The organism is Sinorhizobium prairiense (assembly GCF_029201645.2).
Lineage (GTDB): Bacteria > Pseudomonadota > Alphaproteobacteria > Rhizobiales > Rhizobiaceae > Sinorhizobium > Sinorhizobium meliloti_A.
In genome coordinates, this window is sequence record NZ_CP104133.1 from 330,236 (window position 1) to 356,782 (window position 26,547).

Genomic DNA, 26,547 nt, shown 5'->3' on the forward strand with positions numbered 1-26,547 from the left:
AGACATACGCTTTCGCCCGGATGTCAAGCCCGACTTCCCGATTTTTCAGAGCTCTGCCACTGAGGCCCGAACAATCAACTCGTCTGGGGGAAGGAGGAGATTGCCGGCGGGTTGCGCCCCGTCAGGCGCAACATCCTGGATGAGATCAATCAGCCTGCGCGCGGCCGCACGTCCCATCTCCTGTGATGGAAGTGCGACGGTCGTTACCTGCGGGTAGACGACACGGGCGAGCAGGTCGTCGTGCATCGTGACGACGGACACCTCCTCCGGCACGCGGATGTCCCGTTCGTGCAACCGTGCGATCGCTGCCGCAGCAGTCAGCAGCGTCGCCGCGTGGATGGCCGTCACGCCTACGGCAAGCAGCTTGTCTACGGCCGCCGGCACCTCGTCCGGACTGTAGCCCGCCTGCACGACGAGATGCTCGCCATGATCGAGCCCCGCAGCGATCATGGCCTCCTCCCACCCTCGCCGGCGCATATCACCGTTGAAGCGACCGAGCCGCCCCGCAAGATGCCCGATGCGGCGATGTCCCATCGCGATGAGGTGCTCTACCCCGATCCGCGCGGCATGCTGCGTATCGATGGCGACACAGTTCTCATCTCCGGCCAGGTGTCGGTTCAGAACGACATGCGGCAGATCAGTGCTGTTCAGCACCTGGCGCAGCCGGTTGTCGTCGTCGAAACTGGCAATAATGACGCCTTCAATGATGCTGGAGCGGGAAATATCGGAAATGATTTCGCGCCCATCGCCTTTGTCATAGGAAACGAGCAGGGCAAAACCCCTGCTGCGCGCCTCGATCTCCGCCCCGATGATGGCAGAGGCGAAGATCGGGTTTTCGATCTGCGGCACAACCATGAGGATGGTCGAGGACTTTGCGGTCTTCAGGGCGCGCGCGACCGGGTTGCCGTGATAGCCGAGGCGCTCGGCCGTATCGAGGATGCGCGACCGCGTCTCATCCGAAACGCGCCCTTTGTTCTGCAGTACACGCGAGATGGTCGAGACGTCCACTCCCGTCGCGGCAGCGACGTCACGCAGAGTGACGGCAGGATTCTTGTTATTCATGTGACCTCCTGCATTCATTCTACCCTTCAACAAGGGCAGAATGGAATTGCGGAAAGCTACGGCCCCGGTGAGTGACCTGAGAAATGGATGATGTGGAAGAAAAGGCTCGTGATCTATAGCATTTACAGGAAGAGTGCGTAACGGTTCCCGTCCGGAAATGATCGTTTCAGAAGGTTAGCGAGGGAAAAGCGTACGCGATCTCTTGAGTATCCAGCTCTGACCTTCCCTTCGGCCTTGACCCGTTCACCGATCATAGCATGCATCAGAGGAGGCGATTAGATGACGAAATCGAACATAGGCTTCATCGGGCTCGGATTGATGGGCCAAGGGATGGCGGCAAATATTCTGAAAAAGGGTTGGCCGCTCCAGGTGATGGCGCATCGCAATCGGGCGCCGGTGGAGACGCTCGTTGCCGAGGGCGCACGCGAAGCCAGGACGCCGCGCGAGATGGCGGAGCAATGCGACGTCATCGTCCTCTGCGTTACCGGCTCGCCTGAGGTCCTTTCGGTCATCGGTGGCCCGGAGGGCATTGCGAGCGCGGGCAGGCCGGTCACCATCGTCGATTGTTCCACATCCGATCCCTCCGTCACGACGAAGCTTGCAGCCGATCTCGCGGCAAGCGGCCTTACGCTTGTCGATGCGCCGCTCAGCCGTACGCCGGCCGATGCCGCCGCGGGCACGCTCGATGTGATGGTCGGCGGCGCGGAGTCAGACGTGCAGCGCGTGTGGCCGGTACTCGAATGTTTCGCCGGTCGGATCATTCACACGGGACCGACCGGCTCCGGTCACACGATGAAGCTGCTCAACAACTTCCTGTCGATGGGCTACGCGGCGCTCTATTCCGAAGCGCTGATGCTCGGACGCAAGGCCGGGCTGACGCCCGAGGTCTTCGACAGCGTCATTCGCGGCGGCCGGATGGATTGCCCCTTCTATCAGACCTTCTTCCGCTGGGTCCTGGAACGCGACCCGAACGCCCATAAATTCGCGATCCGCAACGGCTTCAAGGACATGAGCTATCTTGCCGGCTACGCCATTGCCGCCGGCGCCGCCAATCCGGTAGGGGCGGCCGTCCGGAACTCATTTGCACAGGCGGTCGGCGCGGGCCGCGGCGAGGACTATGTGCCGATGCTGTCGGATTTCATCGCCGAGGCGAACGGTCTCGAGTGAAAGCGGGGAGAGCGCCTCTCGCCGGGCGCCATGACAGAATTCCATCAGCGGTGAAATGCAATCTTGCAGGGATGCAACATTGCCGCTGCTCTGCGCCTTTGACTGAGTCTCGCGGAATGGTGAATGTGGCTGCGCCGGCAAATGGAACAAACGTTCCGGCATCACCGCATCACTATTCCCCCAGGAGACTTCCGGCATGACCGCCCTCCCCTTCGCCCTCAACCATATGGCCGCTCCGGGCCTCCCGGTCGACGCGTTCTTCTCGCTTGCGAGATCGCTCGGCATTTCCCTGGTCGAAATCCGCAACGACCTGACCGCCAACGCAATTGCCGACGGGACGCCTCCGGAGGAGGTGAAAGCCCTTGCGGAGAAGCACGGCCTGACGATCGTCTCGATCAACGCCTTGCAGCGCTTCAACGAATGGAGCGAGGAACGGGCAGCGGAAGCGCGCGAACTCATCTCCTATGCACGCGACTGCGGTGCGAAGGCTCTGGTGCTGGTGCCCGTCAATGACGGCAGCGGCAAGGAGGACGGCCTGCGGCAAACCAACCTTCGGCAGGCGCTTGCGGCGCTGAAGCCGATGCTCGACGCGGCCGGCGTCACCGGTCTCGTGGAGCCGCTCGGCTTCGAGGTCTGTTCGCTGCGCTCCAAGGCGGAGGCCGCCGAAGCGATCCGGGCAGTCTCCGGTCAATCGAGCTTCCGCCTGGTGCACGACACGTTCCACCATCACCTTGCTGGCGAAGACCAGTTTTTTGCGGATCTCACCGGCCTCGTACACATCTCCGGCGTCATCGACGAAAACCTGGCCGTCTCGGATATGCGCGATCCGCATCGCGTTCTCGTCGACGCCGCCGACAGGCTGGACAATCAAGGCCAGATTCGCCGGCTGCGGGACGAGGGCTATGCTGGCCCCTTTTCCTTCGAGCCCTTTGCCCCTTCGGTGCACGGACTTGCGGACCCGGCGGACGCCCTGCGAGAGAGCATGGACTACCTCCGGTCGCGGAGCTGATCGCCACCGGCAGTGGAAAGAGCTGGATTCCAAACCGGCGCGCCCAGGCGCTCTTGACGGCATCCCGATAAAATGGAATACATATTCCGTAATGCCAAAACACTGGTTTTTTTATTCCGTTTTGATCGGAAGCGTAGCGGGAGTGCCGCTTCCGGTCGAAGTCTGAACGCGATCTCGGGAAGAAGGTCGCGTTCCCGGCCGAAGAAGGTGTGGCCGGCACCAAGTGGAGGAGAAGAACAATGAAGAAATTTTTCATAGGCACTGCGATGGCCGTCGTGATGTCGACGGCCGCGCATGCGGAGACCATCGGCGTGTCGATGGCACTCTTCGACGACAACTTCCTGACGGTGCTGCGCACCGGCATGCAGGATTACGCCAAGACGCTCGACGGCGTCGAGCTGCAGGTCGAAGACGCGCAGAACGACGTCGCCAAACAGCAGAGCCAGATCCAGAATTTCATCGCCGCCGGGGTCGATGCCATCATCGTCAACCCGGTCGACACCGATGCGACCGCCGCAATGTCGAAGATCGCCGCGGATGCCGGCATTCCGCTGGTCTATGTCAACCGCGAGCCGGTGAACGTCGATACGCTTCCGGACAAGCAGGCCTTCGTCGCGTCTAACGAACAGGAATCCGGCACGCTGCAGACAAAGGAAATCTGCAAGATGCTGGGCGGCAAGGGCAAGGCCGTGGTCATGATGGGCGAACTCTCCAACCAGGCTGCCCGCATGCGCACCAAGGACATCCACGACGTGATCGCGACCGACGAATGCAAGGGCATCGAGATCGTCGAGGAGCAGACCGCGAACTGGTCGCGCACCCAGGGCTCGGACCTCATGACGAACTGGCTCTCCGCCGGCCTCGAATTCGACGCCGTCATCTCCAACAACGACGAAATGGCGATCGGCGCGATCCAGGCGCTGAAGGCGGCCGGCCGCTCGATGGATTCCGTCGTCATCGGCGGCATCGACGCAACCCAGGACGCGCTCGCGGCCATGGCGGCCGGCGACCTCGACGTTACCGTTTTCCAGAATGCAGCCGGCCAGGGCAAGGGCTCGGTAGACGCCGCGCTGAAGCTCGCCAAGGGCGAGCCGGTGGAGAAAAAGGTCTATATTCCCTTCGAACTCGTCACGAAGGAGAACCTGGAGCAATATCAGGCGAAGAACTGACCGGCGCTGCCGGGGGCGCGGCAATGCCGCGCTCCCGAACGCCACGCCTGCTTCGGGTTCGCACCGAGGAAGGCATGCTCCGCCACCGCGTGGACATTCCGGTTGAACCGGAACATGGGAGGCAACGAGAATGACACTCAGTCCCACGACAATGGCAGCCGTGCGCGCCAGCGGCGCCGTTCCGAAATCCGAATACCTTCTGACTGCAGAAGGCGTTCGCAAGGAGTTTCCGGGTGTCGTCGCACTCGACGACGTGGAGTTCAAGCTGAAGCGCGGCACCGTGCATGCGCTCATGGGCGAGAACGGAGCCGGCAAGTCGACCTTGATGAAGATCCTCGCCGGGATCTATCATCCCGATCAGGGCGAGGTGAAACTCAGGGGCGCAGGCATCCGGCTGAAGTCGCCGCTCGACGCGCTCGAGAACGGCATCGCCATGATCCATCAGGAACTGAACCTGATGCCTTTCATGACCGTCGCCGAGAATATCTGGATCCGCCGGGAACCCAAGAACCGCTTCGGCTTCGTCGACCATGGCGAGATGCGCCGCATGACGGCAAAGCTTTTCGAGCGGCTCAAGATCGATCTTGATCCGGAGATCGAGGTCCGTCACCTATCGGTCGCCAACCGCCAGATGGTCGAGATCGCCAAGGCGGTCTCCTACGAGTCCGACGTGCTGATCATGGACGAGCCCACCTCGGCGCTCACCGAACGCGAGGTGGCGCATCTGTTCGAGATCATCCGTGACCTGCGCTCGCAGGGTATCGGCATCGTCTACATCACCCACAAGATGAACGAGCTGTTCGAGATCGCCGACGAGTTCTCGGTTTTCCGCGACGGCAAATATATCGGCACCCACCTCTCGAACGAGGTCACCCGCGACGACATCATCCGCATGATGGTTGGACGTGAAATCACCCAGATGTTCCCGAAGGAGGAGGTGCCGATCGGCGACGTGGTGCTGTCGGTGAAGAACCTGACCCTCGACGGCGTCTTCCGCGACGTCTCCTTCGATGTGCGCGCCGGCGAGATCCTCGGCGTCGCAGGCCTCGTCGGATCCGGTCGCTCCAACGTCGCCGAGACGCTCTTCGGGGTCACGCCGGCCAGCTCGGGCACGATCGCGATCGACGGGAAAGAGGTCGTGATCGACAGCGCCAACAAGGCGATCCGCCACCGGATGGCGTTTCTGACCGAGGATCGCAAGGACACCGGCTGTCTGCTCATCCTCGACATTCTCGAAAACATGCAGATCGCCGTGCTGCAGGACAAATTCGTCAAGCGCGGCTTCGTCAGCGAGAGGGAGGTCACCGCCGCCTGCGAGGAGATGAGCCGCAAGCTTCGGGTCAAGACGCCGAACCTGCAGGAGCGCGTCGAGAATCTCTCGGGCGGCAACCAGCAGAAAGTGCTGATCGGCCGCTGGCTGCTCACCAATCCGCGCATCCTGATCCTCGACGAGCCGACGCGCGGCATCGATGTCGGCGCCAAGGCGGAGATCCACCGGCTGGTGACCGAGCTCGCCCGCAACGGCGTCGCGGTCATCATGATCTCGTCGGAAATGCCGGAAGTGCTCGGCATGAGCGACCGGATCATGGTGATGCACGAGGGCCGGGTCACCGGATTTCTCGACAGGGCGGAAGCCACCCAAATCAAGGTCATGGAGCTTGCGGCGCGATAGAGCGGGATGAGTGCGTGCGGCCTTCCGCACGCATTCCGCTCCGACCTTTGGAACCGATCAAGGCGAACTGCCGACCGCAGGGAGGAAAGAAGATGAATACCAATGTCGCAGCACAGGGCACGAGCTCATCCCTCGCCCGCTCGAGACGGCGCGTGCCGCCCGAGCTCAACATCTTCCTGGTGCTGATCGGTATCGCGCTCGTCTACGAGGTTCTCGGCTGGCTCTTCGTCGGCCAGAGCTTCCTGATGAATTCGCAACGCCTGACGATCATGATCCTGCAGGTATCGGTGATCGGCATCATCGCCGTCGGCGTCACGCAGGTTATCATCACGGGCGGCATCGACCTCTCGTCAGGTTCGGTCGTCGGCATGACCGCGATGATCTCGGCGAGCGTTGCGCAGGCCTCCACCTGGCCGCGGGCGCTTTATCCGTCCCTGACCGACCTGCCGGCCATCGTGCCGATCTGCCTTGGCGTCGGGATCGGTCTTCTCGCCGGCTTCATCAACGGCCAGCTCATCGCCAGGACCAAGATCCCGCCCTTCATCGCCACGCTCGGCATGATGGTTTCGGCCCGCGGCGTCTCCAAGTGGTACACGAAGGGCCAGCCGGTCTCGGGCCTCACCGAGCAGTTCAACTTCATCGGCACGGGCATCTGGCCGGTGATCGTGTTCCTCGTCGTGGCGCTGATATTCCACATCGCGCTGCGCTACACCCGCTACGGCAAGTTCACTTACGCGATCGGCGCCAATGTCCAGGCCGCGCGCGTCTCCGGCATCAATGTCGAAGCGCACCTGGTGAAGGTCTATGCGATCGCCGGCATGCTTGCGGGCCTCGCAGGCGTGGTCACCGCCGCCCGCGCCCAGACGGCACAGGCCGGCATGGGCGTCATGTACGAACTCGACGCGATCGCCGCGACCGTCATCGGCGGCACGTCGCTCACCGGCGGCGTCGGCCGCATCACCGGCACGGTGATCGGCACGGTGATCCTCGGCGTGATGACGTCCGGCTTCACCTTCCTCCGGGTCGACGCCTACTACCAGGAGATCGTCAAGGGCATCATCATCGTCGCCGCGGTTGTCGTCGACGTTTATCGCCAGAAAGGCCGCAAAAAAGCATAAAAATACTGCTCCTCCTCGAAAGAACTGGCCGGGACGAAGTCATTCATCCCGGCCCTTTTCTTTTCTCGTCATGGTACTGGGCCGCTATATTGTCGCGAATGACATATGCTCGTCTTGCAAGGCAGCCCCTTTGGCTGCCCTATGGCTTCCGCTGCGCCGATAGACTATATCGCCGAAATGAAAAACTATCGGAGAATTACCATGTCCTCGCAGCGCCAGCTTGCGAAACACGCCCGGACCAGCTTCCTCCTCCAGCTCTGGAGCGCGATGATGCGGGTCCAGACCCGCGAAACGGCGGCCCTCTTCAGCTCCCGCCAACGTTAGGACAGGTACTGCGCTGCCGGCCATGTCTCAGCGGTCGAGGGCGATTGATGGTGTGCCGCTCACTGCCTCGCAGTCATTGGCAAAATCAAGCCCCACTGCGTCTCTTGAGGTGGTCCGAACGGCTCGAAACCCAGTTTCCTGTAGACGGCAATCGCCCGTTCATTGGCCGGGTGCGGATCGGTGCCGATAACCGGTACCCCCGCATCGAAGAGAGCCCTCATTCTCGCCCCGATAAATGCTGTCCCGTGCCCGACCCCGATCATTTCGGGGTCTCCTATGTATTGATCGATCCCCCGCGATCCCTTGGGAAGCTTGGCGAAATGGTGATTTTCCCAGCCGTGGACGGTATAGTCCTGCATGAACGCAAAGGGGCGTTCGGCGGTTGAAACAATCCAACGCGCCACGCGAGGATCAGCCAGGTCTGCTGCATCGTGCGACCCGTCCGAGCCCCACCATGCGCGGACATGCGGGTTCGATCGCCATGCGGCGAGCAAAGGGAGATCATTCACCGTCGCTTTGCGAAAACTGTATCGGTCGGCCGCCGTCATTCAACGAACTTAGCACGTCGCTGGCCGGTAGAAACAGGCCCTACCTCGCTTCCGTCAGGCTCGCAGCCATCCGACTCTGGCTGAGCGCTTATGAGCCACCACCTAGCTCGCCAGGACGAGCCCTCCGTAACGACTGATTTCCTTCTCGATTTCGGCGACGAGCGTTTCGAGCGCGGAATTTCTCGCCTTCCTGGCGCGGCGCACGACATAGGCCAAGGCAGGCGGCGCCGGCAGGTGCTCGGAGACGATCTGCATCTCGGGGCGCAGGTGGCGGCCGCTCAGAAGCGCTACGCCCATGGCCGAATTTACCGCGGCCACGATGCCGGCCGCGCTTGCACATTCGAACACGGTTTCAAGAACCACCCCTCCATCCTGTCCGATATCGAGCGCCCATCTTCGGTAGAAGCATTCGTCATCGAAGGACAGGAAGGGTATCGGGCCTTGCTGCGGCAGCGATAATTCCGGATGCTTGACCCAGTGGAGCTCCTCGCGGAACAGGACGACGTCGGTCGGTCGGACCTCATGAGCGAAGATCTGCAGGATCGCAGCCTCCAATTCGCCCCGATCCAGCATTGCCCGCAGGACCAGACTCATGCGGACCTTGGTGCGGACGGCGACGTGAGGATGCAGGCGGCGAAATCTCGCTAATATGCGCGCAAGATCGCTGCAGGCGGTGTCTTCGGTCAGGCCGAGAGCGATGCGCCCCTTGAGCGACGTTTTCGACAAACTCAGAAGCGCCTCGTCATGCAGCCCGAGGATTCGCCCGGCATAGTCCAGCAAATCCTCCCCGGCCGCGGTGAACATCGCTCCCCCCGGCTTGCGGCCGAGCAGGTCGCAATCGAGGCTCGTCTCGAGCCGTTTGACCTTGTGGCTAACGGCTGACTGCGACAAACCCAGGGCCTCGGCCGCGCGCGTGATCCCCCCGTGATGGCGGATCGCCCACAAGGCGCGCAGCGCATCGATTTCCAAACGTCGGCCGTTGAGCTCTTTCATCGCGATCCCCGTCATGAATATTGCGTGAATTATGCGGACCAAGTGCCAATTTGGCAATTTCACATTGCCGATCCGGCTGCGATGTCATGTTGCTATCGAAATTTGTCATGTGCAAAAGGGATCACCGCCACCTAAGGCTGGGAAACGAACGACACGCCCGAGAGCGCCATGACCCACCAGCCCATCTCGCTGCCCGCAGCGAAACAGCATCGTCTCCTCTGGCCCCTCATGGCGACGCTACTGGTCGTCGGCTGGAGTTCCGGCTTCGTCGGCATTCGCTATGCAAGCGAAGAGGCGAGCGTAATGCTGGTTCTGTTCTGGCGCACGCTTTTGTCGGGGGTGATCCTGCTGCCCTTCGCGCTGATCATCGGTCCGCGGCTGCGGATGCGCGGCGTCGTGGAACAGATGCTGTTCGGCGTCATGTCGGTCTTCCTTTATCTCGGTGGCTTCGCACTGGCCATCGAACAGCGGGTTCCGACGGGACTGGTCGCACTCATCTCGGACCTCTTGCCGTTGGCGATTGCCGCCCTGTCGCAACCGGTTTTGGGCGAGCGCCTGAGCGCGCGGCAATGGTTCGGAACGGCAATCGCCGTTCTCGGCGTGCTGATCGTCTCGTTCGACAGCCTCAGCTTCGGCACGGCCCCGTTGTGGGCTTATGGATTGACGGTGGGCTCCATGCTTGTTTTTGCGCTCGCCTCGGTTCTGCACAAGCGACGGCGCACCCGGCACATGCCCGTGCACCAAAGCCTTTGCATCCATACCCTGACCGGTTCGGTGCTGTTCGGGCTGTGCGCTATGATGCAAGGGAACCTCGCCCCGCCGTTGACGCCCGCTTTCGGCGTGGGGATGGTCTGGTTGGTTCTGTTCGCAACCTTTGCCGCCTATTCGGTCTACTACACGAGCTTGCGTCTCTTCCCGGTGGCCCAGGTCAGCGCTGCGATCTATCTCAGTCCGCCTGTCACCATGCTGTGGGCCTGGGCGCTGTTTTCCGAGCCGCTGACCCCAGCTGTCTTGGTGGGGCTGACGGTGACGCTGGTCGGCGTTTGGATGACCTCGCGCGGCTGAGCGTGGCTGAGCCCTCGAGAATCTTTGATGGGGAACTGCGTGTTTCCACAGGCTGAAGCGGGGCAGCGGCAGTGAAGCCTTCTCAAGCCCACCGTGCGGATGGCGAGGATACGGAGTTTCGCACCACGAGATCGGGCCTGAGGAAGATCTCGGTCTCTGCCGGGCTGCGGTCGGAGAGAAGCTCCAAGAGAAGCGCCATGGCGTGTTTGCCGATCAGCGTGCGCGGCTGGCGGATCGTGGTCAAAGCCGGCGTCATGAATGTCGCCTGCGGCACGTCGTCGAAGCCTGTCACCGAGAAATCGCGCGGTATGTCATAGCCGCGTGCCTTCAGCCCGATCATCACGCCGAGTGCCGTCTGATCGTTGACGCACATGAATGCCGTCGGCAGCGTGTCGCGCACGAAGAGCCGCTCGACGGCAGCCCTGCCGCTCTCGAGCGTGCCGTCGCCCTCCTGGACCAGCCGAAGTTCCGCCGGCACCCCCGCCGCATCGAGGCCCGCATCATAGCCGGCGCGGCGCCGCTTATAGGCAAGGCGGGTCCGCGAATCGCCGATGAAAGCGATCTTGCGATGACCTTCGGCGATGAGGAGGTCGACCACCTTGCGGGCGCCCTCGACATCGTCGACACCCACATAGGGTATGCCGCCGTTGAAGACGGGCTCGAATATGCCGACGCTCGGCGGCAGCCGCGCTGCTATCGTCTCGTGACCGAAGGGCAGGATGCCGGTAAAGAGGATCAGACCCGCCGCCTGGTTGGAGTTGAGAAACTTCAGATATTCGACCGCGCGCTGGGCGTCGTTTTGGGTATGGCCGATCAGCACGCCGTATCCGTGCGACCGTGCCTCGTTTTCGAGGCCGACCAGGATGCTCGAAAAGTTCGGATCGCCGATATCCGGGGCGACGACCAGGATCATGTTCGAGCGGCCGAGGCGCAGGCTGCGAGCCATGGCATTGGTCGTATAACCGGTGATCGCGATCGCCTGGTTGACCTTCAGCCGCGTGGATTTAGCGACCTTCTCCGGGTTGTGGATTGCCCGCGATACCGTCGCGATCGAAACTTCAGCGATCCTGGCGACGTCTTCGATGGTTGCGGGCGTGGAATCCGACACTGCGCTCTGCCTTGCGTCTCCCTACTGCGTGTTTCCCTAAATCCCGATTTAGAGATAAAACAAGCAGCTAATCAATTGCTACGGCGGACTTTGCGTGTCTGACAAGAACGCGCGGCGCTGTACACGGCGGGACACTACACACACCGCGGGCAACGTCAAAGGCGGTCCGGCAAATTCCTGTGCATGCCGTTATGTAAACCTTTACATCGGGAGTGTAAAGGTTTACATAACATCAATGGGCGGTCGGGAGCCGCAATGGGGGAATCGATGAATCCGGAGACGGTAGACGCCGCGCGCGTCGTGCTGGAGGCGCGGCGGATCAACAAGTCATTCAGCGGCGTGCAGGTGCTCTTCAGTGTCAATTTCGAGCTTCGCGCCGGCGAGATCCATGCCCTGATGGGCGAGAACGGCGCCGGCAAGTCGACCCTCGTCAAGATTCTTTCAGGGTTCGAGCAACCGTCCTCGGGCGAGGTCCTGCTCGATGGCCAGCCGGTAACGCTTCCTGCAAACGGCGCGGCCGAAGCGCTGGGCATCGTTATCATCCACCAGGAATTCAATCTCGCCGAACATCTGACCGTTGCCGAAAGCCTGTTTCTCGGTCGCGAGGTGACGCGTTTCGGCGTGCTCGACCGCAAATATATGCGCGCGGAGGCGCGCCGGGTTCTCGATCTGCTCGGCTGCCACGTGGACGCGAACGCGCTGATCGGCAGTCTTTCAATCGCCGAAAAACAGATGGTCGAGATCGCCAAGGCCATCAGCCGCGACGCGCGGATCGTCTTCATGGACGAACCGACGGCCGTTCTCTCCCGCGAGGAGACCAACTTCCTTTTCCGGCAGGTGCGCAAGCTGCGCGATAGAGGCACGAGCTTCGTCTTCGTGTCGCACAAGCTCGACGAAGTCATCGAACTGACCGACCGGGTGACGGTGCTGCGCGACGGGCAGTGGGTGAAGACCGCCGCGACATCGATGCTCGACGGCGAGTCGATTGCGCAGCTCATGGTCGGCCGCGAAATGTCGAGTCTCTATCCCGCCAAGAATGAGCCGAACGTCGACGAAGAGGTCGTGCTGCGAGTCGACGCCGTCTCGACCGACTATGTGAAGGACGCCAGCTTCGAGGTGCGCAAAGGCGAAATACTGGGCTTTTCGGGCATGATCGGCTCCGGCCGCACCGAACTCATGGAAGCGGTCGCCGGCCTCAGGCCCCGCCTGTCGGGCGAGGTGACGATCCGTGGAGAGACCGCGCCTTCAGGCGACGTGCACGCGGCCAACCGGCGCGGTCTTGCCTACATGACCAAGGACCGCAAGGCGAAAGGCCTGCTGCTCAACTCCGGCATGACGACGAACCTGACCTTGCAGTCGCTCGGCCGGCATGCCCGCATCGGCTATCTCAGCCCGGCAAGCGAGGCGGCTGCGCTCGAAAGGGCCCGCCGCCGCTTCGACATCCGCGTGCGCGACGGCAATGTCGTCGCCAGGCGCATGTCCGGCGGCAACCAGCAGAAGCTGCTGCTCGCCAAGGTGATGGAAACGGAACCGGACATCATCATCATCGACGAGCCGACACGCGGCATCGACGTCGGCACCAAGCAGCAGATCTATCATTTCATCTCGGCGCTCGCGCGCGACGGCCGCTCGATCATCGTCGTCTCTTCCGAAATGCCCGAGGTCATCGGGCTTTGCACCAGGGTCGCGGTGATGCGCGAGGGACGCATCGTCGGCATGCTCGAAGGAGACGAGATCTCCGAACAGGAGATCATGCGCTACGCAGCCGGACTGAAGAAAATGGCTGCCGCCTGACCGCTTGGACGCGCGGCGAAGGCAGGCACAGGAAAAGGAATTCCCCGGCTCGGGGGCGGGAGAGGTTGATCTGGACATGAGCGTGAACGAGGAAAGCATCCAAAGCACAACGCACCGCCGGACGTGGCGGGACGTCGATCTCAGGGCGGTGGCGCCGTTTGCCGCCCTTGCACTGCTGTTGATCGTCGGTGCCATGGTCAACCCCAACTTCATCAGTCTCAACAACCTCGCCAACGTCGCCACCCGCAGCGCCTTCATCGCCATCATCGCTGTTGGCGCCACCTTCGTCATTTCCGCAGGCGACCTCGACCTTTCGGTCGGCTCGATGGTCGCCTTCGTCGCAAGCCTCATGATCCTGTTCATGAATTCCGGCGTGATTGCCGATCCGGCACTGATGCTCACGGCCGCGGTCCTCTTTGCGGTCGTCGCCGGTAGCGCCTGCGGGCTCGCCAACGGGCTGATCACCACGGTCGGCAGGATCGAGCCCTTCATCGCGACGCTCGGCACGATGGGCATCTATCGCGGCCTTACCACCTGGCTTTCGCAAGGCGGCGCGATCACCCTGCGCGAGCCGGAAATACAGGAGCTCTATCGCCCGGCCTATTTCGGCAGCATTCTCGGCGTGCCGGTGCCGATCGCGATCATCCTCGCGGTCACCGCCGTCGCCGCCTTCATCCTTTATCGCACGCGTTACGGCCGGCACGTGGTCGCGGTCGGCTCCAACAGCGACGTGGCTCGCTATTCCGGCATCGCCGTCAACCGCGTTCGCACCATCGCCTTCGTCATCCAGGGACTCTGCGTCGCCGTCGCCGTGCTGCTCTACGTGCCGCGGCTCGGATCCACCTCGGCCACGACCGGTATCCTCTGGGAACTGCAGGCCATCACCGCCGTCGTCGTCGGCGGAACGGCGCTCAAGGGCGGCGCCGGCCGCGTCTGGGGCACGATCTGCGGTGCCTTCATTCTCGAATTGGTCGGAAACATCATGCTCCTGTCGAACTTCATCAGCGAATACCTGATCGGCGCGATGCAGGGTGCGATCATCATCATCGCGATGCTCGTCCAGCGCTCGCTGGTACGCAAATCGTGACCAAGCCGGATCGAGCGCGATCCGGCCACATGCAACCAAGACCTAGAATCATTGGGAGGAAGAAGCATGCGAAAGGGATTAATGGGCATTGCCGCCGTGACCATGATGGCACTGACGGGTGCAGCCCATGCACAAGACAAGAACGTCACGATCGGCGTGTCGATCCCGGCGGCCGACCATGGCTGGACCGCCGGCGTCGTGTTCCACGCCGAGCGCGTTGCCAAGCTGCTCATGGAGCAGCATCCGGGCCTCAACGTCATCGTCAAGACCTCGCCGGATCCGGCGAGCCAGGCCAACGCCGTGCAGGACCTCGAAACCCAGGGGATCGACGCCCTCGTGATCCTGCCGACCGACCCCGATCCGCTGGTCAATGCGATCAAGGAAATCAAGGGCAAGGGCACCTTCGTGGCGCTGGTGGACCGCGCGCCCTCGACCAACGACAACAGCGTGCGTGACCTCTATGTCGCCGGCAACAACCCGGCACTCGGCCAGGTCGCCGGCGAATACATCAAGGCCACGACGCCGGAAGCCAAGGTGGTCGTCATTCGCGGCCTGCCGATCCCGATCGACCAGCAGCGTCAGGACGGCTTCGACAAGGGCATCGCCGGCTCCAAGGTCGAAATCCTGGACCGCCAGTACGGCAACTGGAATCGCGACGACGCCTTCAAGGTCATGCAGGACTACCTGACCAAGTATCCGCAGATCGACGTCGTTTGGTGTCAGGATGACGACATGGCCGTCGGCGTGCTGCAGGCGATCGACCAGGCCAAGCGCACCGACATCCAGTATGTGGTCGCCGGAGCCGGTTCGAAGGACATGATCAAGCGGGTCATGGACGGCGACAAGATGATCCCGGTCGACGTGCTCTACCCGCCGGCGATGGTCGGCACGGCACTCGAAATGACCGTTGCCAACTTCTACGGCCAGGTCCCGGTTCGCGGCACCTACACGATCGACGCGACGCTGGTGACCAAGGAAAACGCCAAGGACTTCTATTTCCCCGATTCGCCGTTCTGACCGGACGTCGGAGCTAATCAAGACACGGCCTGCCTGAGGCTTTCTCCTCGGGCGGGTCTTTTTCTTTGGCGTTTATGCAACGGGCTACCCCCTCTGCCCTGCCGGGCAGAGGGGGTAGCCCGTGGGCGCCTTCGCGGCCGCCTGTAATCAGCCTCACCCCGCCGGAAACGCCGCCACCACCTTCAACCCTCGACCGGCGTCACCCTCGTCCAGCCGCATGGTCCCGCCGTAAAGCCCGACGATTTCCTCGACGATCGGGAGGCCCAGTCCGGTACCGGGGGCTTCCTCGCCGCCGCGCCGGAAACGCTTGAGCGCCGCCTCGCGCAGCTCCGCCGGAATGCCCGGGCCATTGTCCTCCACTTCCAGCAGGACCGCGTGGTCCCCGCTCCCGACGCGCACGGTCACCTCCGCCCCGCGGCCGGCATAAAGCAACGCGTTGCCGATCAGGTTCTTCAGGAGTTCGCCGATAAGCAGGGGCTCGGCGCGGATCCAGTGCTCGCCCTCGCCGGCAAAGCCGAGATCGATGCCGGCTTCGCCCGCCGCCGGTACGTGGTCCGCCGTGACGGCGCGGGCAAGCCCGACGAGTTCGACCCGCTCCAATCCCCGCGCCTCGTCTCGGCCCGCGGCATCGATCTTGGCCATCAGCAGCAGCTGCGCGAGAATGCGCTCGGCATTGGCGACGGCCTCGTCCGCCTTCATCGCCGCCGCCCGGGTTTCCTCGGTCGTCGTCGCCCGCTGCGCAAGCGCAAGCTGCGTGCGGATGATAGCAAGGGGGGTTCTGAGCTGATGGCTGGCATTGCCGGTGAAGTGCCGCAGGGCATCGAGGGCCGATTGCAGGCGGACCATGAAAGAGTTCACGGTATCGACGAGCCCCTGGACTTCGTTCGGCACCTGCTCGCGGATCGGATGCAGATCGTCGGGGCTGCGCTCGGCGATCGCATCGCCAAGCCGATAGAGCGGCCTCAGGGAAAAGGTGACGGCGACCCAGACGATCATCGCCGCCCCGGCGATTATCAGCCCGAGGCGCAGGGCCGAGCGGATGATGATGGTCTGCGCGAGCTGGCGCCGGGCGATCGTCGTCTCCGCGACGGTGACGACGAAGGGAACGGAATTGACCCCGGTCGAGGCGGAGCGTCTGAGTGCCGCGACGCGGATAGGTTCGCCGCGAAAGACGGCATCTGCGAAGCTCGTCGATTGACCGGTGCTTTCGGAAAGCGAAGGCAGGGTCTGGTAACCGGTGATGAACTCGCCGGGCGGGCCGTCCACCCGGTAAAAGACCCGGTCCTGCGCCGCCGATGTCAGCATCTCGAGCGCAACATAGGGGATGTCGACCTGCAACGAGCCGTCTTCGGCGACGACCACGCGCTCGGCGATCGCCAGCGCCGATCCGGCAAGCACCCGGTCCGAGACGGCATTTGCCGTCTTGACGGCTTCCCGGTAGGTATCCGCCAGCGCGACGACGCCGATCACGGCTGTCGAGATCAGCAGCCAGCCGAGCAGCCTGCGCCGCAGCGAATAGACGACCTTTCCGGGGGCGGCTGTCATTCGGGACCGGCCGTCTTGTCGAGATAATAGCCGATGCCGCGGGCGGTCCGTACGGTCAGCCCGAAGGGCGCCAGCCGCTTGCGCAGCCGGCTCACATATTGCTCGATCGCATTGGGGCTCAGATCGTCGTCAAGGCCCGTCAGCGATTGCACGATGGCGTCCTTGGCGACGACCTTACCGGCGCGCATGAACAGAAGCTCGAGAAGACCGAGCTCGCGCGCCGGAATTTCGATCGGTATGCCTGCCGAGGAGAAACTGCGCGAGGTGAGATCGAGCGAGACATTGCCATAGCTGACGACGGAGGCGCGCAACCCGGCCTGCCGGCGCAGGAGGACGCGCACGCGCGCCTCGAACTCGCCGATATCGAAAGGCTTGATCAGGTAATCGTCGGCGCCGAGGTCGAGTCCCTTGATCCTCTCTTCCGGCGTACCGCGCGCCGTCAGGATGAGAACCGCCGCGCGGTTCTGCCGTGCCCGCATGGCACGCAGCACGTCCAGTCCATCCATCTCCGGCAGGTTCAAATCGAGGATCACCAGATCGAAGCTCTCGGCCGCAGCAACCGCATGCGCGGATGCGCCGTCGCTCACGACGTCGACGGCATAGCCGCTGCCCCGCAGAAGCGTCGAAAGGCCCTCCGCCAGGGCCCGATTGTCCTCAACCAGCAAGATACGCAATATCGCCTCTCCCCGGGATCACTCTATCGCTCGCGAGCTTGCTTGTGAACGGCAGCGCTCTCAGGCATTGTGAATTCATGCGGTTCTTGATTTCTCTCGGTTTTTTGATCCTGTCGGCCCCGGTCGCCGAGGCCGCGCCGACATTCTTCCCGGCTCTCTCCGGTGACGGCGCCGCACCGGTCCTGACCGTCTATTCCTCGCTCGACGAACCCTTGGCGAGACCGATGATCGACGGCTTCCAGAAGGCCAATCCCGATGTCGCGGTCCGCTACGAGGACATGCTGACCGGCGAGATCTACGACAGGATCGTCAAGGAGACCGATGCCGGCGAGAAGACTGCCGATTTCGCCTTTTCCTCCGCCATGGACCTGCAGGTCAAGCTCAGCAATGACGGTTATGCGCAACGCAGCGACCTGCCTATGAGCGGACGCTGGCCGGCCTGGGCGAACTGGCGCAACACGGCTTACGCTCTCACCTTCGAGCCGGCCGTCTTCGTCTACCACAAGCCGAGCTTCCGGCACGAGCAGCCGCCGGCGACGCGCGCCGAATTCGTCGATTACCTCAAGCGGAAAGGAAACGCCGTCTTCGGCCGCATCGGCACCTACGACATCGAACGTTCCGGCGTCGGCTTCCTCTTCATGTCGCGCGACCAGGAGCAGTTCGGCGACATCTGGACGGTGATCCGCACCATGGGGTCGGCCGGCGTGAAGCTCTATTCGACCAGTCAGGCGATCCTGGAGAGAATTTCCGACGGACGCTTCGTGCTCGGCTACAACATCCTCGGCTCCTACGCGGCCGACTGGGCATCGCGGCATCCGGATGTCGGCATCGTGCTGCCGAAGGACTATACGGTCGTCATGTCGCGCATCGGGCTGGTGCCGCAGGCCGCAGCCGCCCCCGAACTTGGCCGCCGCTATCTCGAATTCTTCATGTCGAAGGAGGGCCAGACGATCATGGCGCGGGAGCTGCAGATCCCGGCGGTCAGCCCCGAAGTCGCCGGCGAGAACACCGCGAACACCATGCGGGAAATGCTCGGAGGTCAGTTGAAACCCGTACCGGTCAGTCCCGGGCTGATGGTCTATCTCGACCAGGTCAAGCGGGCGCGGCTGATTGCCCGCTGGAACGAGATGCTGCGCCTGCAGTGAATAATAAGCAGGCAAACAAGTCATTTACGCGAAACGGACTTGATGTCAGGTTAATGTCAGCTTTCTATGTTGCTTAAGGTCGCCGGCGAACCGTGGAGGCGGACCGCCGGCAGCGTATCGGGAGGATTCACCAGTCCGGTCTAAGGTCGCCGTCGATGTCGACCAGCCGCTTCTCCCCGACGCGAACGATAATCAATGTGCGCGTGACGAAGCGCGCCTCACGGAGGACCGACCTTGAAACACTTCTTCCTCGCATCCATTCTTGCCGGCGCAATTGCTCTGCCGGCCTATGCCGCCGACTACACGATCATCGCGCCGGCCAATCCCGGCGGCGGCTGGGACCAGACCGCCCGTTCGCTGCAGACTGTCATGCAGCAGGAGGGCATTTCCGGCAACGTGCAGGTCCAGAACGTTCCGGGCGCCGGCGGCACGATCGGCCTTGCCCAGTTCGCAAGCCAGCAGAAGGGCAACCCGAACGCGCTCCTCGTCGGCGGTTACGTCATGGTCGGCGCCATCCTCACCAACAACTCGCCGGTCACCCTCAAGGACGTGACGCCGATCGCGCGGCTTACGGGCGAATACGAAGCGATCGTCGTTCCCGCCGCCTCCGAGATCCAGACGATGAAAGACCTCGTCGAGGCGCTGAAGAAGGATCCGGGCGCGGTTTCCTGGGCAGGCGGCTCGGCCGGCGGTACCGACCATATCGCGGTAGGCCTGATCGCCAAGGCCGCTGGTGTCGATCCGACCAAGATCAACTACATCGCCTATTCCGGCGGCGGCGAGGCGCTTGCCGCGATCCTCGGCAGCCAGGTAACCGCCGGCATTTCCGGTTACGGTGAATTCGAGTCCCAGGTGAAGGCCGGAACGCTCCGCCTGCTCGCCGTCTCCAGCGCCGAGCGCCTCGAGGGTATCGACGCGCCGACGCTGAAGGAATCCGGCGTCGACGTCGTGGTCGAAAACTGGCGCATGGTCGCCGCTGCCCCGGGCCTCACGGAAGAACAGAAGGCCGCAGTCTCCGCCGACATCGAGAAGCTTGCCAAATCCGCAGGCTGGCAGGAAGTGCTGAAGACCAAAGGCTGGCAGGACACCTATCTCGCCGGCGCCGCCTTCGACGAGCAGCTCGCCAAGGACATTTCCGCCACGGAAACCGTCCTGAAGGACATCGGACTGGTCAAATGAACAAGGGGAACAACCCTTCCGTCGAAACGCGCCGCCCCGACCGGGCGGCGCTGGTCATCGCCGCCGTTCTGGCAGCAATCGCCGGTGTGATCTTCTGGGACGTGTCGCGCCTGAGCGGCCTTGCCGGCTACTCGCAAGTCGGGCCGATGACCGTGCCCTACGCGATCGCCTGCTGTCTCATCGCGCTTGCGGTCTGGACGGCGGTCGAAGCCTGGCGGGGCGACTTTCCCGAACGCGAGCACCAGCAGGCGGGTCCGGTTGTCTGGATCGTCGCCGGACTTGCAGCGCAGATGCTGCTCTTGAACACGCTCGGCTTCTCGATCGCGACCGGCATTCTCTTCGCCCTCACGGCCCGCGGCTTCGGCAAACGCAAATTGTGGCTGACCGTGCCGGTCGGCGTCGTGTTCAGTTTCATCGTCTGGGCTGTTTTCGCCAAGCTGCTGCAATTGTCGCTGCCCGCAGGGCCGCTGGAACGCCTGTTCTTCTAGAGCGGGATCAGGAAAAGTGTGTGCGGTCTTCCGCCCGCATCCCGCTCTTAACCTATCAGATCGATCACGTTCATGATTTCAGGTTCGATCCTGGAATCACCGTGATCTAAAGAAGGCCGACGACCATGGGTACTTTCGATTTCCTGCTGCAGGGGCTGCTGGTCGCTGCCCAGCCGATGAACCTTCTCTACGCACTCATCGGCGTAACGCTCGGCACCGCCGTCGGCGTGCTGCCCGGCATCGGTCCCGCATTGACCGTCGCACTGCTCCTGCCGGTCACCTATCAGCTCGATCCGGCCGGGTCGCTCATCATGTTCGCCGGCATATATTATGGCGGCATGTATGGGGGTTCGACGACGTCGATCCTTCTCAACACGCCCGGCGAGAGCGCCTCGATCGTCACCGCCCTCGAGGGCAACAAGATGGCGCGTGCCGGCCGCGGCGGTCCGGCGCTTGCCACGGCAGCCATCGGCTCCTTCGTCGCCGGCCTCATCGCCACGCTCGGACTGGCCTTCATTGCTCCCTATATCGTCAAGCTGGCGCTCGTCTTCGGCCCGCGCGAATATTTCGCGCTGATGGTGCTCGCCTTCGTCACCGTCTCCTCCGCCTTCGGCGACTCGACGCTGCGGGGGCTCACCTCGCTCTTCGTCGGCCTGACCCTTGCCTGCATCGGCATCGACCAGCTGACCGGCCAGGCGCGCCTTTCTTTCGGCGTGCCCGACCTCCTCGACGGCATCGAGGTGACGACTCTCGCCGTCGCCATGTTCGCGATCGGCGAGACGCTGTTCATCGCCGCGCAAGGCGACCGCGGCCCGGACAAGGTGGAAGCGGTCAAGGGCTCGGTCTGGATGAGCGCCACGGATTGGGCGCGCTCCTGGAAGCCGTGGCTGCGCGGCACCTTCATCGGCTTTCCCATCGGCGCCATGCCGGCCGGGGGCGCCGAGATCGGCACTTTCCTCTCCTATGCCGCGGAGAAGCGCCTGACCAAACATCCGGAGGAATTCGGCAACGGCGCCATCGAGGGCGTGGCGGGCCCGGAGGCCGCCAACAACGCATCCGCTGCAGGCACGCTGGTGCCGCTCCTCACGCTCGGCCTGCCCACCACGGCGACGGCCGCGATCATGCTCGCCGGCTTCCAGCAATACGGGCTGCAGCCGGGGCCGCTGCTCTTCGCCACCAATCCGCAGCTCGTCTGGGGTCTGATCGCCAGCCTCCTCATCGCCAATTTCATGCTGCTTGTCCTCAACCTGCCGCTGATCGGCCTCTGGGTGAGGCTATTGACGATCCCGAAGCCGTGGCTCTATGCGGGCATCCTGCTCTTCGCAACGCTCGGCACCATCGGCGCCAATCCCTCGGTCTTCGAACTCGGCATGCTGCTGGCCTTCGGCCTGCTGGGCTACGTCATGCGCGTCTTCGGCTATCCGATCGCGCCGGTGGTCGTCGGCCTGATCCTCGGGCCGCTCGCCGAACAGCAGCTCCGCAGGGCGCTCTCGATCAGCCAGGGCGACATCACCGTGCTCTTCACGTCGCCGATCGCGGCCGTGCTCCTGGTGATCGCCGCGCTCGCGCTGGTCGTGCCGCTGATCCTCAGGGCTCGCGGCCGCGGCGAAGTGCTCGCACAACTCGCCGCCAGCGAAGACTGAGCGGCTTCCGACGATCAGGCAGGCCCGATCGGCTGCCGCCCCTATTGCTGGACGCGTGCGGGCCTGCTTTCGCTGCATGGCTGGGCTGAGGTTTTGTGCATTGCAAAACAACCCCGCCGGACCCATCTTTTGCTCATCGAATAGAAAACGAAAGCGAGCAAGAGATGACCAGCAAGAACCGCATGGGCTTCATCGGCCGCGCCTTCGCCGTACTCGGCGCCGCAACCGCTGCTGCCGCCGCCGTCGAAGGCCATCGCCGCCCCAAAGCACAGGATCTCCGCACCCTCGGCATCGATCCCGCAGCCTTCCCGGGCAATCGCCGGGGCTGACCTGCCCGACGTCCAGGCCCCAGCCTGAAACAGGATCGCGTCGCCATCAGGCGACGCGATCCTGTTTCAGGGAACTGCCCTCCCATTGCGACCGTCGTCCGAACGGCTTCAACCTCAACCGGACGCGATGATCCTCCGGCCCGTGACGGCGAGCCCCCCGCACGAAACCGGAAAGATGTGACAGGTCGGCTCGCCGCTTCGAACGACCCCCTGCCCTGCCCGGGTGAACTGCCATTTCATGGTGAATGTGCAGGGCGACCAATCCGTCCCGATGATATCCGTCAGCGCTGTGATGCCGCCTTCGGCCTGTTCAACGGTCCCCGTCACGAACTGGCAGGGAATGTGAAAAGGCGCCGGAATGGGAAGATCTTCAAATAAAAATGGCGCCGGCAAACTGGCCGGCGCCACCAAGATTTTACAGTCCCGCACGCTTTGAGCTCATGCGGGCATCCAACAAGAGATCAAGCGACCTTGGCAACCGCCGTCGGCACGCTCGCGATCGTCTTCAGGATGACCGAAGCGATCTGGTAGGGGTCGCCCTGGGAGTTCGGGCGGCGATCTTCGAGATAGCCGCGGTAGCCGTTGTTGACGAAGCTGTGCGGAACGCGAATGGAGGCGCCGCGGTCGGCCACGCCGTAGCTGAACTTGTCCCACGGCGCCGTCTCGTGCTTGCCGGTCAGGCGCAAGTGGTTGTCCGGGCCGTAGACGTTGATGTGGTCGTGCAGGTTCTTCTCGAAGGCGGCCATCAGCGCTTCGAAATAATCCTTGCCGCCGACTTCGCGCAGATAGGCAGTCGAGAAGTTGGCGTGCATGCCGGAGCCGTTCCAGTCCGTGTCGCCGAGCGGCTTGCAGTGGAACTCGACGTCGATGCCGTATTTCTCCGTCAGGCGCAGCAGAAGGTAGCGCGCCAGCCAGACTTCATCGGCAGCCTTCTTGGAGCCCTTGCCGAAAACCTGGAATTCCCATTGGCCCTTGGCCACTTCGGCGTTGATGCCTTCGTGGTTGATGCCCGCGGCCAGGCAGATGTCGAGATGCTCTTCGACGATCTGGCGCGCGATGTCGCCGACATTCTTGTAGCCGACGCCGGTGTAGTACGGGCCCTGCGGCGCCGGATAGCCCTGCTCCGGGAAGCCCAGCGGGCGGCCGTTCTTGTAGAAGAAATATTCCTGCTCGAAGCCGAACCAGGCGCTTTCATCGTCCAGGACCGTTGCACGGGTATTCGACGGATGCGGCGTCTTGCCGTCCGGCATCATGACCTCGCACATGACCAATGCGCCATTCGTGCGGACCGGGTCGGGATAGACCGCAACCGGCTTCAGCACGCAATCGGAGCTGCGCCCTTCGGCCTGCTGCGTCGAGCTGCCGTCGAAGCCCCAGAGAGGAAGCTGTTCGAGCGTCGGAAACGCGTCGAATTCCTTGATCTGCGTCTTCCCGCGGAGATTTGGAACGGGCGTGTAGCCATCGAGCCAGATGTACTCGAGCTTATACTTGGTCATTAGCGAATCTCTCTAACGTGGTGCTGCATGGTTTGAGCAAATCCTGACAGCTTCAGCGCTACACAACGCCCAACCGCCAGGGATCGGATACCATGAAGCATCAAGCGTGCCAGTTGGGCGCCGGAGAGACTTTTTCCGCCGGCGGCACCGCGGCGGGGCGAATCGGCGCGGACGCGCCCCGCGGACGCAGCCGGAAAAGATCCTCGGCGGGACCCGCAAAGCCCGGCATTTTTACGCGGTTCGGGGCCGGCCTGGGTAGAAAAACAAGCAGCAATTCAAATCGATACCGCGGTCTCCTCACTCGCGGAAAGGTGCCTGGAGCCGCTTCTCCTGCTCATCCTTATCGGCGTCCGCGGCCCGAACATTTCTGCCCAAAAATTATTTGGCAGGCGCCGCTGCCTAAAAAATCGCACTTGCGCCCGTTGCATCCGTGAATGCTCCGGACAATGCTCGCAATTCCGGCACGGAATTGAACGAAATTTCGGCAATTCGCGTAAATCATGTGCAAATCCTGCCTGGTTGCACTATGTTTCTCCCCAGAACTCACGGGAGACCAGAGCATGGCCACGAGTCTTTACGGCAAGTCTGCGACGATCCTGAAGTTTCCGGCCGCTGTGTCACGGAAGGCCGAGGAACGGCGCTCCGAAGCCCAGCGCAAACTGGACCTCGTACCGTCGGACGTGTGCGCCGCCGTCGATGGCTGCTGGTATCACGAAGAAGCCCTGAGCGACGATACGAAGCACTGAAGCGTGCGGTCTTCCCGCTCACCGCCGCCCGCCGACCTCGTCGATATGGTGCAGCATATCGGCCGGGTCGTCGAAGATGCGGTAAGCACCGGCTTGCCGCAGTTCCTCATGTCCGTAGCCTCCGCTCAGCAAGCCGATGGCCAAGGCACGGCAGCGCACCGCCGCCAGCATATCCCAGATACTGTCGCCGACCACCACTGCCGTCTCGATCGGGGCGCCGAGCTGTTCGGCGGCGGCGAGAAAGAGATCCGGATCGGGCTTGGCATATTTGACGAGGTCTCGCGTCACGACCGGCACGACCGCCGGATCGACGCCGAGAGCGGCGAGATTGACGGCGGCCGTCTCCATCCGCCCGCTCGTGGCGATCGCATAGGAGATCTTCGCATCGGTGAGCCACGTTAGAAGCTCGCGCGCGCCGGGCAACGGTCGTATGCTGTCTGCCTGCCGCCTGTAAGCGTCGGCGTGGCGCTGACGCAATCGCGCAACCCTGTCACCGCTGATTTCCATGCTCGTTTCGCGCAGGAGCTGGTCGGCGAAGAGCCCGCCGCTCATGCCGATCTTGCGATGGATGCGCCAGACCGAAAGGTCGATCCCTTCCGCGTCGAGCGCTTCCTTCCAGGCAAGCACGTGCTGGTAGACGCTGTCGACGAGTGTGCCGTCCAGATCGAACAGGAAGACGGGTTCGATGCGCATGCTCTTTCTCCCGGTAACGGCCTTTGCGCGTCCGATCGGACGCACGGGCCATGGCGCCGTCACCTGCGAAAATATGGGTCAGGTTTCGCAGCCGAACAGACAGTCTGTCTACTTTTCCTTTGTGAACCCTGATCGCGTCTGCGTGCAAGTGCAACTACCCCATCGCATGGCGAATGGTTCTCGAAATCCGGGTCAGGAAGGCCGGCCGTGAGGAAGCGACGAGCTTCCATGAAAGGACCGCCTGCGCCATGCGCCGCGGCAGCAGCCCGACGGAGACGAACCAGGCTGCCAGCATGGCACGACGGCGCAGCGAGACGTTCATCTGCATGCTGGCGACGGCACCGTGAGCGGCGAGACCGAGCCTCGAATCCGCAGCCACCGGATGGCGTGCGCCGTCCACGCAGAGCGATGCAAGACGCTCCTCCAGATGCACCGGGTCGCGCAGGTTCGCTTTCGGCGAAACCGATAGACCGACATCGGCCGCCTGTTCGTTGAGGGCATGCAGTCGGTGAAAATCATGCTCCACCCTCCAGCGCGCCCTCTGCCCGAGTTTTTCGGCGAAAACAGAATGATTGCTGCCGTGCATTCGGTAGGCGCCGAGGCAGGCTTCGAGCGACGTCACCTTCCCGTAGAGCGGGGCGAGCGTGACAAGGTAGCCGTCTGCACCCTGCCGGAACTCGGCTTCCGGAACCGGCATGATGACATCGAGAGCCGAGCGTGCAAAAGCCAGTCCGCTGGTGACCGTCGTCTGGTATCGTGCGCGGCGCGCCAGTTGCGGCGTTACGTCACCGGAGTCGAACGGGACCTCGGGGGGCGGGAAGATGTCCTTGACGCGCAGATCCTCGTCCACCAGATGCAGCCGGAACTGCATCTGGGCCGTGTCGTCGCTCCACTGGGCAAGCAATTCGGAAACGGCAGCCGGGTAGAGATAGTCGTCGGCGTCGAGGAAGAGAACGATCGCCCCTCGACTTGCCGCAAAGCCGGTGTTGAAAGCGGCTGCGTGACCGCCATTTTCCTCCCGCAGGCGGGCCTTGATCCGTCCGCCGTAGGACGCGATCACCTCCGCCGACCCGTCGGTCGACGCATCGTCTACGACGATGACCTCGACCTGCGCGTGGTCCTGGTCGAGGGCGCTGTCGATCGCGCGGCTCAGGAACCGCGCATAATTGTAATTCGCTATGATGATGGAGACAGGAAGATGGTCTCGGATGGAATGCATCGCAGTGAACCTCGCTTTTCGGCTTTGGTCGCGGCGAACCTTCTCATGCAGGTCCTTGAGGGTGATGCCCGTCCCGAAAGCACAGCCTCTCGGGCTGCGGTGAAGACAACGGCGCGGTTGCGCCGGGCGGGCGGCGAAGATCGTGCTCGATCCTGCGTGAGCCTCCCCAGTTTTGTGGCATTTGAGTGACCGCTGCAGCGGCGGCACGCCGGTCTGCAGCCTTGCCGTGCCGATGATCGAGCGTATGCCCGGATAGG

The 26,547-nt window shown here is 63.2% G+C and carries 25 protein-coding genes; 15 read left to right on the forward strand and 10 right to left on the reverse strand.

Annotated elements, in window-relative coordinates; all coding sequences use genetic code 11:
• Positions 1-45: 45 nt before the first annotated feature.
• On the reverse strand, positions 46-1,062 hold the full coding sequence (locus N0Q91_RS24920) for a LacI family DNA-binding transcriptional regulator (RefSeq protein WP_275599420.1): 1,017 nt from the start codon (positions 1,060-1,062) through the stop codon (positions 46-48).
• 279 nt (positions 1,063-1,341) lie between these two features.
• Here N0Q91_RS24920 and N0Q91_RS24925 point away from each other — a divergent pair, with 279 nt between their 5' ends.
• The 5 genes from N0Q91_RS24925 (at position 1,342) to N0Q91_RS24945 (ending at position 7,197) form a co-directional block, all read left to right on the forward strand.
• Positions 1,342-2,229, forward strand: coding sequence for an NAD(P)-dependent oxidoreductase (locus N0Q91_RS24925; RefSeq protein ID WP_275599421.1), 888 nt, complete (start codon positions 1,342-1,344; stop codon positions 2,227-2,229).
• A 196-nt stretch (positions 2,230-2,425) separates the two neighbouring features.
• Entirely contained in the window at positions 2,426-3,238 is an 813-nt protein-coding gene (locus N0Q91_RS24930; RefSeq protein ID WP_275599422.1) for a TIM barrel protein, read from the forward strand.
• A gap of 239 nt (positions 3,239-3,477) precedes the next feature.
• Complete coding sequence (locus tag N0Q91_RS24935; protein WP_100671316.1) at positions 3,478-4,407, forward strand: sugar ABC transporter substrate-binding protein; 930 nt, start codon at positions 3,478-3,480, stop codon at positions 4,405-4,407.
• 130 nt (positions 4,408-4,537) lie between these two features.
• Positions 4,538-6,079, forward strand: a complete 1,542-nt coding sequence (locus N0Q91_RS24940; RefSeq protein ID WP_275599423.1) for a sugar ABC transporter ATP-binding protein — start codon at positions 4,538-4,540, stop codon at positions 6,077-6,079.
• A gap of 92 nt (positions 6,080-6,171) precedes the next feature.
• Positions 6,172-7,197 carry an ABC transporter permease gene (locus N0Q91_RS24945; RefSeq protein ID WP_018096205.1) on the forward strand — a complete coding sequence of 342 codons (1,026 nt, stop codon included), beginning with the start codon at positions 6,172-6,174 and terminating at the stop codon, positions 7,195-7,197.
• 383 nt (positions 7,198-7,580) lie between these two features.
• Here N0Q91_RS24945 and N0Q91_RS24950 read toward each other — a convergent pair whose 3' ends face one another.
• Positions 7,581-8,069 (reverse strand): GNAT family N-acetyltransferase, encoded by a 489-nt coding sequence (locus N0Q91_RS24950; RefSeq protein WP_275599424.1) that lies wholly within the window; start codon positions 8,067-8,069, stop codon positions 7,581-7,583.
• A 102-nt stretch (positions 8,070-8,171) separates the two neighbouring features.
• Positions 8,172-9,062, reverse strand: a complete 891-nt coding sequence (locus tag N0Q91_RS24955; RefSeq protein WP_275599425.1) for a LysR family transcriptional regulator — start codon at positions 9,060-9,062, stop codon at positions 8,172-8,174.
• A 168-nt stretch (positions 9,063-9,230) separates the two neighbouring features.
• Between N0Q91_RS24955 and N0Q91_RS24960 the strand changes: the two genes are divergently transcribed.
• A complete protein-coding gene (locus N0Q91_RS24960) occupies positions 9,231-10,127 on the forward strand; it encodes a DMT family transporter (RefSeq protein WP_100671306.1) in 897 nt (298 codons plus the stop codon).
• Positions 10,128-10,209: 82 nt separating this feature from the next.
• On the opposite strand, the gene N0Q91_RS24965 is transcribed toward N0Q91_RS24960, so the two are convergent.
• A complete protein-coding gene (locus tag N0Q91_RS24965; RefSeq protein ID WP_018096200.1) occupies positions 10,210-11,235 on the reverse strand; it encodes a LacI family DNA-binding transcriptional regulator in 1,026 nt (341 codons plus the stop codon).
• A gap of 267 nt (positions 11,236-11,502) precedes the next feature.
• On the opposite strand from N0Q91_RS24965, the gene N0Q91_RS24970 reads away from it, so the two are divergent.
• From N0Q91_RS24970 to N0Q91_RS24980, 3 genes are all read left to right on the forward strand, one after another.
• Positions 11,503-13,029: a sugar ABC transporter ATP-binding protein gene (locus N0Q91_RS24970; RefSeq protein ID WP_275599731.1), complete on the forward strand. Its 1,527-nt coding sequence runs from the start codon at positions 11,503-11,505 to the stop codon at positions 13,027-13,029.
• A 76-nt stretch (positions 13,030-13,105) separates the two neighbouring features.
• Positions 13,106-14,116: an ABC transporter permease gene (locus N0Q91_RS24975; RefSeq protein WP_018096198.1), complete on the forward strand. Its 1,011-nt coding sequence runs from the start codon at positions 13,106-13,108 to the stop codon at positions 14,114-14,116.
• A 66-nt stretch (positions 14,117-14,182) separates the two neighbouring features.
• Complete coding sequence (locus N0Q91_RS24980; protein WP_026168723.1) at positions 14,183-15,133, forward strand: substrate-binding domain-containing protein; 951 nt, start codon at positions 14,183-14,185, stop codon at positions 15,131-15,133.
• A 153-nt stretch (positions 15,134-15,286) separates the two neighbouring features.
• On the opposite strand, the gene N0Q91_RS24985 is transcribed toward N0Q91_RS24980, so the two are convergent.
• Positions 15,287-16,678, reverse strand: a complete 1,392-nt coding sequence (locus N0Q91_RS24985) for a sensor histidine kinase (protein WP_275599426.1) — start codon at positions 16,676-16,678, stop codon at positions 15,287-15,289.
• On the reverse strand, positions 16,675-17,352 hold the full coding sequence (locus tag N0Q91_RS24990; protein WP_275599427.1) for a response regulator transcription factor: 678 nt from the start codon (positions 17,350-17,352) through the stop codon (positions 16,675-16,677). Before N0Q91_RS24990 ends, N0Q91_RS24985 begins: the two co-directional genes overlap by 4 nt.
• Before the next feature lie 77 nt (positions 17,353-17,429).
• Between N0Q91_RS24990 and N0Q91_RS24995 the strand changes: the two genes are divergently transcribed.
• The 5 genes from N0Q91_RS24995 to N0Q91_RS25015 all read left to right on the forward strand — a co-directional run bounded on the left by N0Q91_RS24995 (position 17,430) and on the right by N0Q91_RS25015 (position 22,136).
• Complete coding sequence (locus tag N0Q91_RS24995; protein WP_275599428.1) at positions 17,430-18,497, forward strand: ABC transporter substrate-binding protein; 1,068 nt, start codon at positions 17,430-17,432, stop codon at positions 18,495-18,497.
• Between the two features lie 234 nt (positions 18,498-18,731).
• Positions 18,732-19,676 (forward strand): Bug family tripartite tricarboxylate transporter substrate binding protein, encoded by a 945-nt coding sequence (locus N0Q91_RS25000; protein ID WP_100671294.1) that lies wholly within the window; start codon positions 18,732-18,734, stop codon positions 19,674-19,676.
• Positions 19,673-20,164, forward strand: a complete 492-nt coding sequence (locus N0Q91_RS25005; RefSeq protein ID WP_275599429.1) for a tripartite tricarboxylate transporter TctB family protein — start codon at positions 19,673-19,675, stop codon at positions 20,162-20,164. Before N0Q91_RS25000 ends, N0Q91_RS25005 begins: the two co-directional genes overlap by 4 nt.
• Before the next feature lie 125 nt (positions 20,165-20,289).
• The gene (locus N0Q91_RS25010; RefSeq protein WP_018096191.1) at positions 20,290-21,807 is read left to right on the forward strand and encodes a tripartite tricarboxylate transporter permease; all 1,518 of its coding nucleotides are present in this window, start codon (positions 20,290-20,292) and stop codon (positions 21,805-21,807) included.
• A 164-nt stretch (positions 21,808-21,971) separates the two neighbouring features.
• Positions 21,972-22,136, forward strand: coding sequence for a hypothetical protein (locus N0Q91_RS25015; RefSeq protein ID WP_198516669.1), 165 nt, complete (start codon positions 21,972-21,974; stop codon positions 22,134-22,136).
• Positions 22,137-22,250: 114 nt separating this feature from the next.
• Here N0Q91_RS25015 and N0Q91_RS25020 read toward each other — a convergent pair whose 3' ends face one another.
• Positions 22,251-22,544, reverse strand: coding sequence for a DUF6065 family protein (locus N0Q91_RS25020; protein WP_275599732.1), 294 nt, complete (start codon positions 22,542-22,544; stop codon positions 22,251-22,253).
• Between the two features lie 53 nt (positions 22,545-22,597).
• Positions 22,598-23,632, reverse strand: coding sequence for a glutamine synthetase beta-grasp domain-containing protein (locus N0Q91_RS25025; protein WP_018096189.1), 1,035 nt, complete (start codon positions 23,630-23,632; stop codon positions 22,598-22,600).
• 560 nt (positions 23,633-24,192) lie between these two features.
• Here N0Q91_RS25025 and N0Q91_RS25030 point away from each other — a divergent pair.
• The gene (locus N0Q91_RS25030) at positions 24,193-24,378 is read left to right on the forward strand and encodes a DUF2735 domain-containing protein (protein WP_275599430.1); all 186 of its coding nucleotides are present in this window, start codon (positions 24,193-24,195) and stop codon (positions 24,376-24,378) included.
• 18 nt (positions 24,379-24,396) lie between these two features.
• Here the strand turns inward: N0Q91_RS25030 and N0Q91_RS25035 are convergent, their stop codons facing one another.
• Together N0Q91_RS25035 and N0Q91_RS25040 are read right to left on the reverse strand one after the other, a co-directional pair.
• Positions 24,397-25,071 carry an HAD family hydrolase gene (locus N0Q91_RS25035; protein ID WP_275599431.1) on the reverse strand — a complete coding sequence of 225 codons (675 nt, stop codon included), beginning with the start codon at positions 25,069-25,071 and terminating at the stop codon, positions 24,397-24,399.
• Between the two features lie 154 nt (positions 25,072-25,225).
• Positions 25,226-26,290, reverse strand: coding sequence for a glycosyltransferase family 2 protein (locus N0Q91_RS25040; protein WP_275599432.1), 1,065 nt, complete (start codon positions 26,288-26,290; stop codon positions 25,226-25,228).
• Positions 26,291-26,547: the final 257 nt, after the last annotated feature.

Excerpts from the sequence above, each read along its gene's own strand:
- N0Q91_RS25005 (WP_275599429.1), top strand. The coding sequence starts at position 19,673 with ATGAACAAGGGGAACAACCCTTCCGTCGAAACGCGCCGCCCCGACCGG.
- N0Q91_RS24925 (WP_275599421.1), top strand. The coding sequence starts at position 1,342 with ATGACGAAATCGAACATAGGCTTCATCGGGCTCGGATTGATGGGCCAA.
- N0Q91_RS25025 (WP_018096189.1), bottom strand. The coding sequence starts at position 23,632 with ATGACCAAGTATAAGCTCGAGTACATCTGGCTCGATGGCTACACGCCC.
- N0Q91_RS25010 (WP_018096191.1), top strand. The coding sequence starts at position 20,290 with ATGGGTACTTTCGATTTCCTGCTGCAGGGGCTGCTGGTCGCTGCCCAG.
- N0Q91_RS24930 (WP_275599422.1), top strand. The coding sequence starts at position 2,426 with ATGACCGCCCTCCCCTTCGCCCTCAACCATATGGCCGCTCCGGGCCTC.
- N0Q91_RS24960 (WP_100671306.1), top strand. The coding sequence starts at position 9,231 with ATGACCCACCAGCCCATCTCGCTGCCCGCAGCGAAACAGCATCGTCTC.
- N0Q91_RS24995 (WP_275599428.1), top strand. The coding sequence starts at position 17,430 with ATGCGGTTCTTGATTTCTCTCGGTTTTTTGATCCTGTCGGCCCCGGTC.
- N0Q91_RS25035 (WP_275599431.1), bottom strand. The coding sequence starts at position 25,071 with ATGCGCATCGAACCCGTCTTCCTGTTCGATCTGGACGGCACACTCGTC.
- N0Q91_RS24950 (WP_275599424.1), bottom strand. The coding sequence starts at position 8,069 with ATGACGGCGGCCGACCGATACAGTTTTCGCAAAGCGACGGTGAATGAT.
- N0Q91_RS24985 (WP_275599426.1), bottom strand. The coding sequence starts at position 16,678 with ATGACAGCCGCCCCCGGAAAGGTCGTCTATTCGCTGCGGCGCAGGCTG.
- N0Q91_RS24945 (WP_018096205.1), top strand. The coding sequence starts at position 6,172 with ATGAATACCAATGTCGCAGCACAGGGCACGAGCTCATCCCTCGCCCGC.
- N0Q91_RS25015 (WP_198516669.1), top strand. The coding sequence starts at position 21,972 with ATGACCAGCAAGAACCGCATGGGCTTCATCGGCCGCGCCTTCGCCGTA.
- N0Q91_RS25040 (WP_275599432.1), bottom strand. The coding sequence starts at position 26,290 with ATGCATTCCATCCGAGACCATCTTCCTGTCTCCATCATCATAGCGAAT.
- N0Q91_RS24935 (WP_100671316.1), top strand. The coding sequence starts at position 3,478 with ATGAAGAAATTTTTCATAGGCACTGCGATGGCCGTCGTGATGTCGACG.
- N0Q91_RS25030 (WP_275599430.1), top strand. The coding sequence starts at position 24,193 with ATGGCCACGAGTCTTTACGGCAAGTCTGCGACGATCCTGAAGTTTCCG.
- N0Q91_RS24920 (WP_275599420.1), bottom strand. The coding sequence starts at position 1,062 with ATGAATAACAAGAATCCTGCCGTCACTCTGCGTGACGTCGCTGCCGCG.
- N0Q91_RS24955 (WP_275599425.1), bottom strand. The coding sequence starts at position 9,062 with ATGAAAGAGCTCAACGGCCGACGTTTGGAAATCGATGCGCTGCGCGCC.
- N0Q91_RS24940 (WP_275599423.1), top strand. The coding sequence starts at position 4,538 with ATGACACTCAGTCCCACGACAATGGCAGCCGTGCGCGCCAGCGGCGCC.
- N0Q91_RS24980 (WP_026168723.1), top strand. The coding sequence starts at position 14,183 with ATGCGAAAGGGATTAATGGGCATTGCCGCCGTGACCATGATGGCACTG.
- N0Q91_RS24975 (WP_018096198.1), top strand. The coding sequence starts at position 13,106 with ATGAGCGTGAACGAGGAAAGCATCCAAAGCACAACGCACCGCCGGACG.
- N0Q91_RS24970 (WP_275599731.1), top strand. The coding sequence starts at position 11,503 with ATGAATCCGGAGACGGTAGACGCCGCGCGCGTCGTGCTGGAGGCGCGG.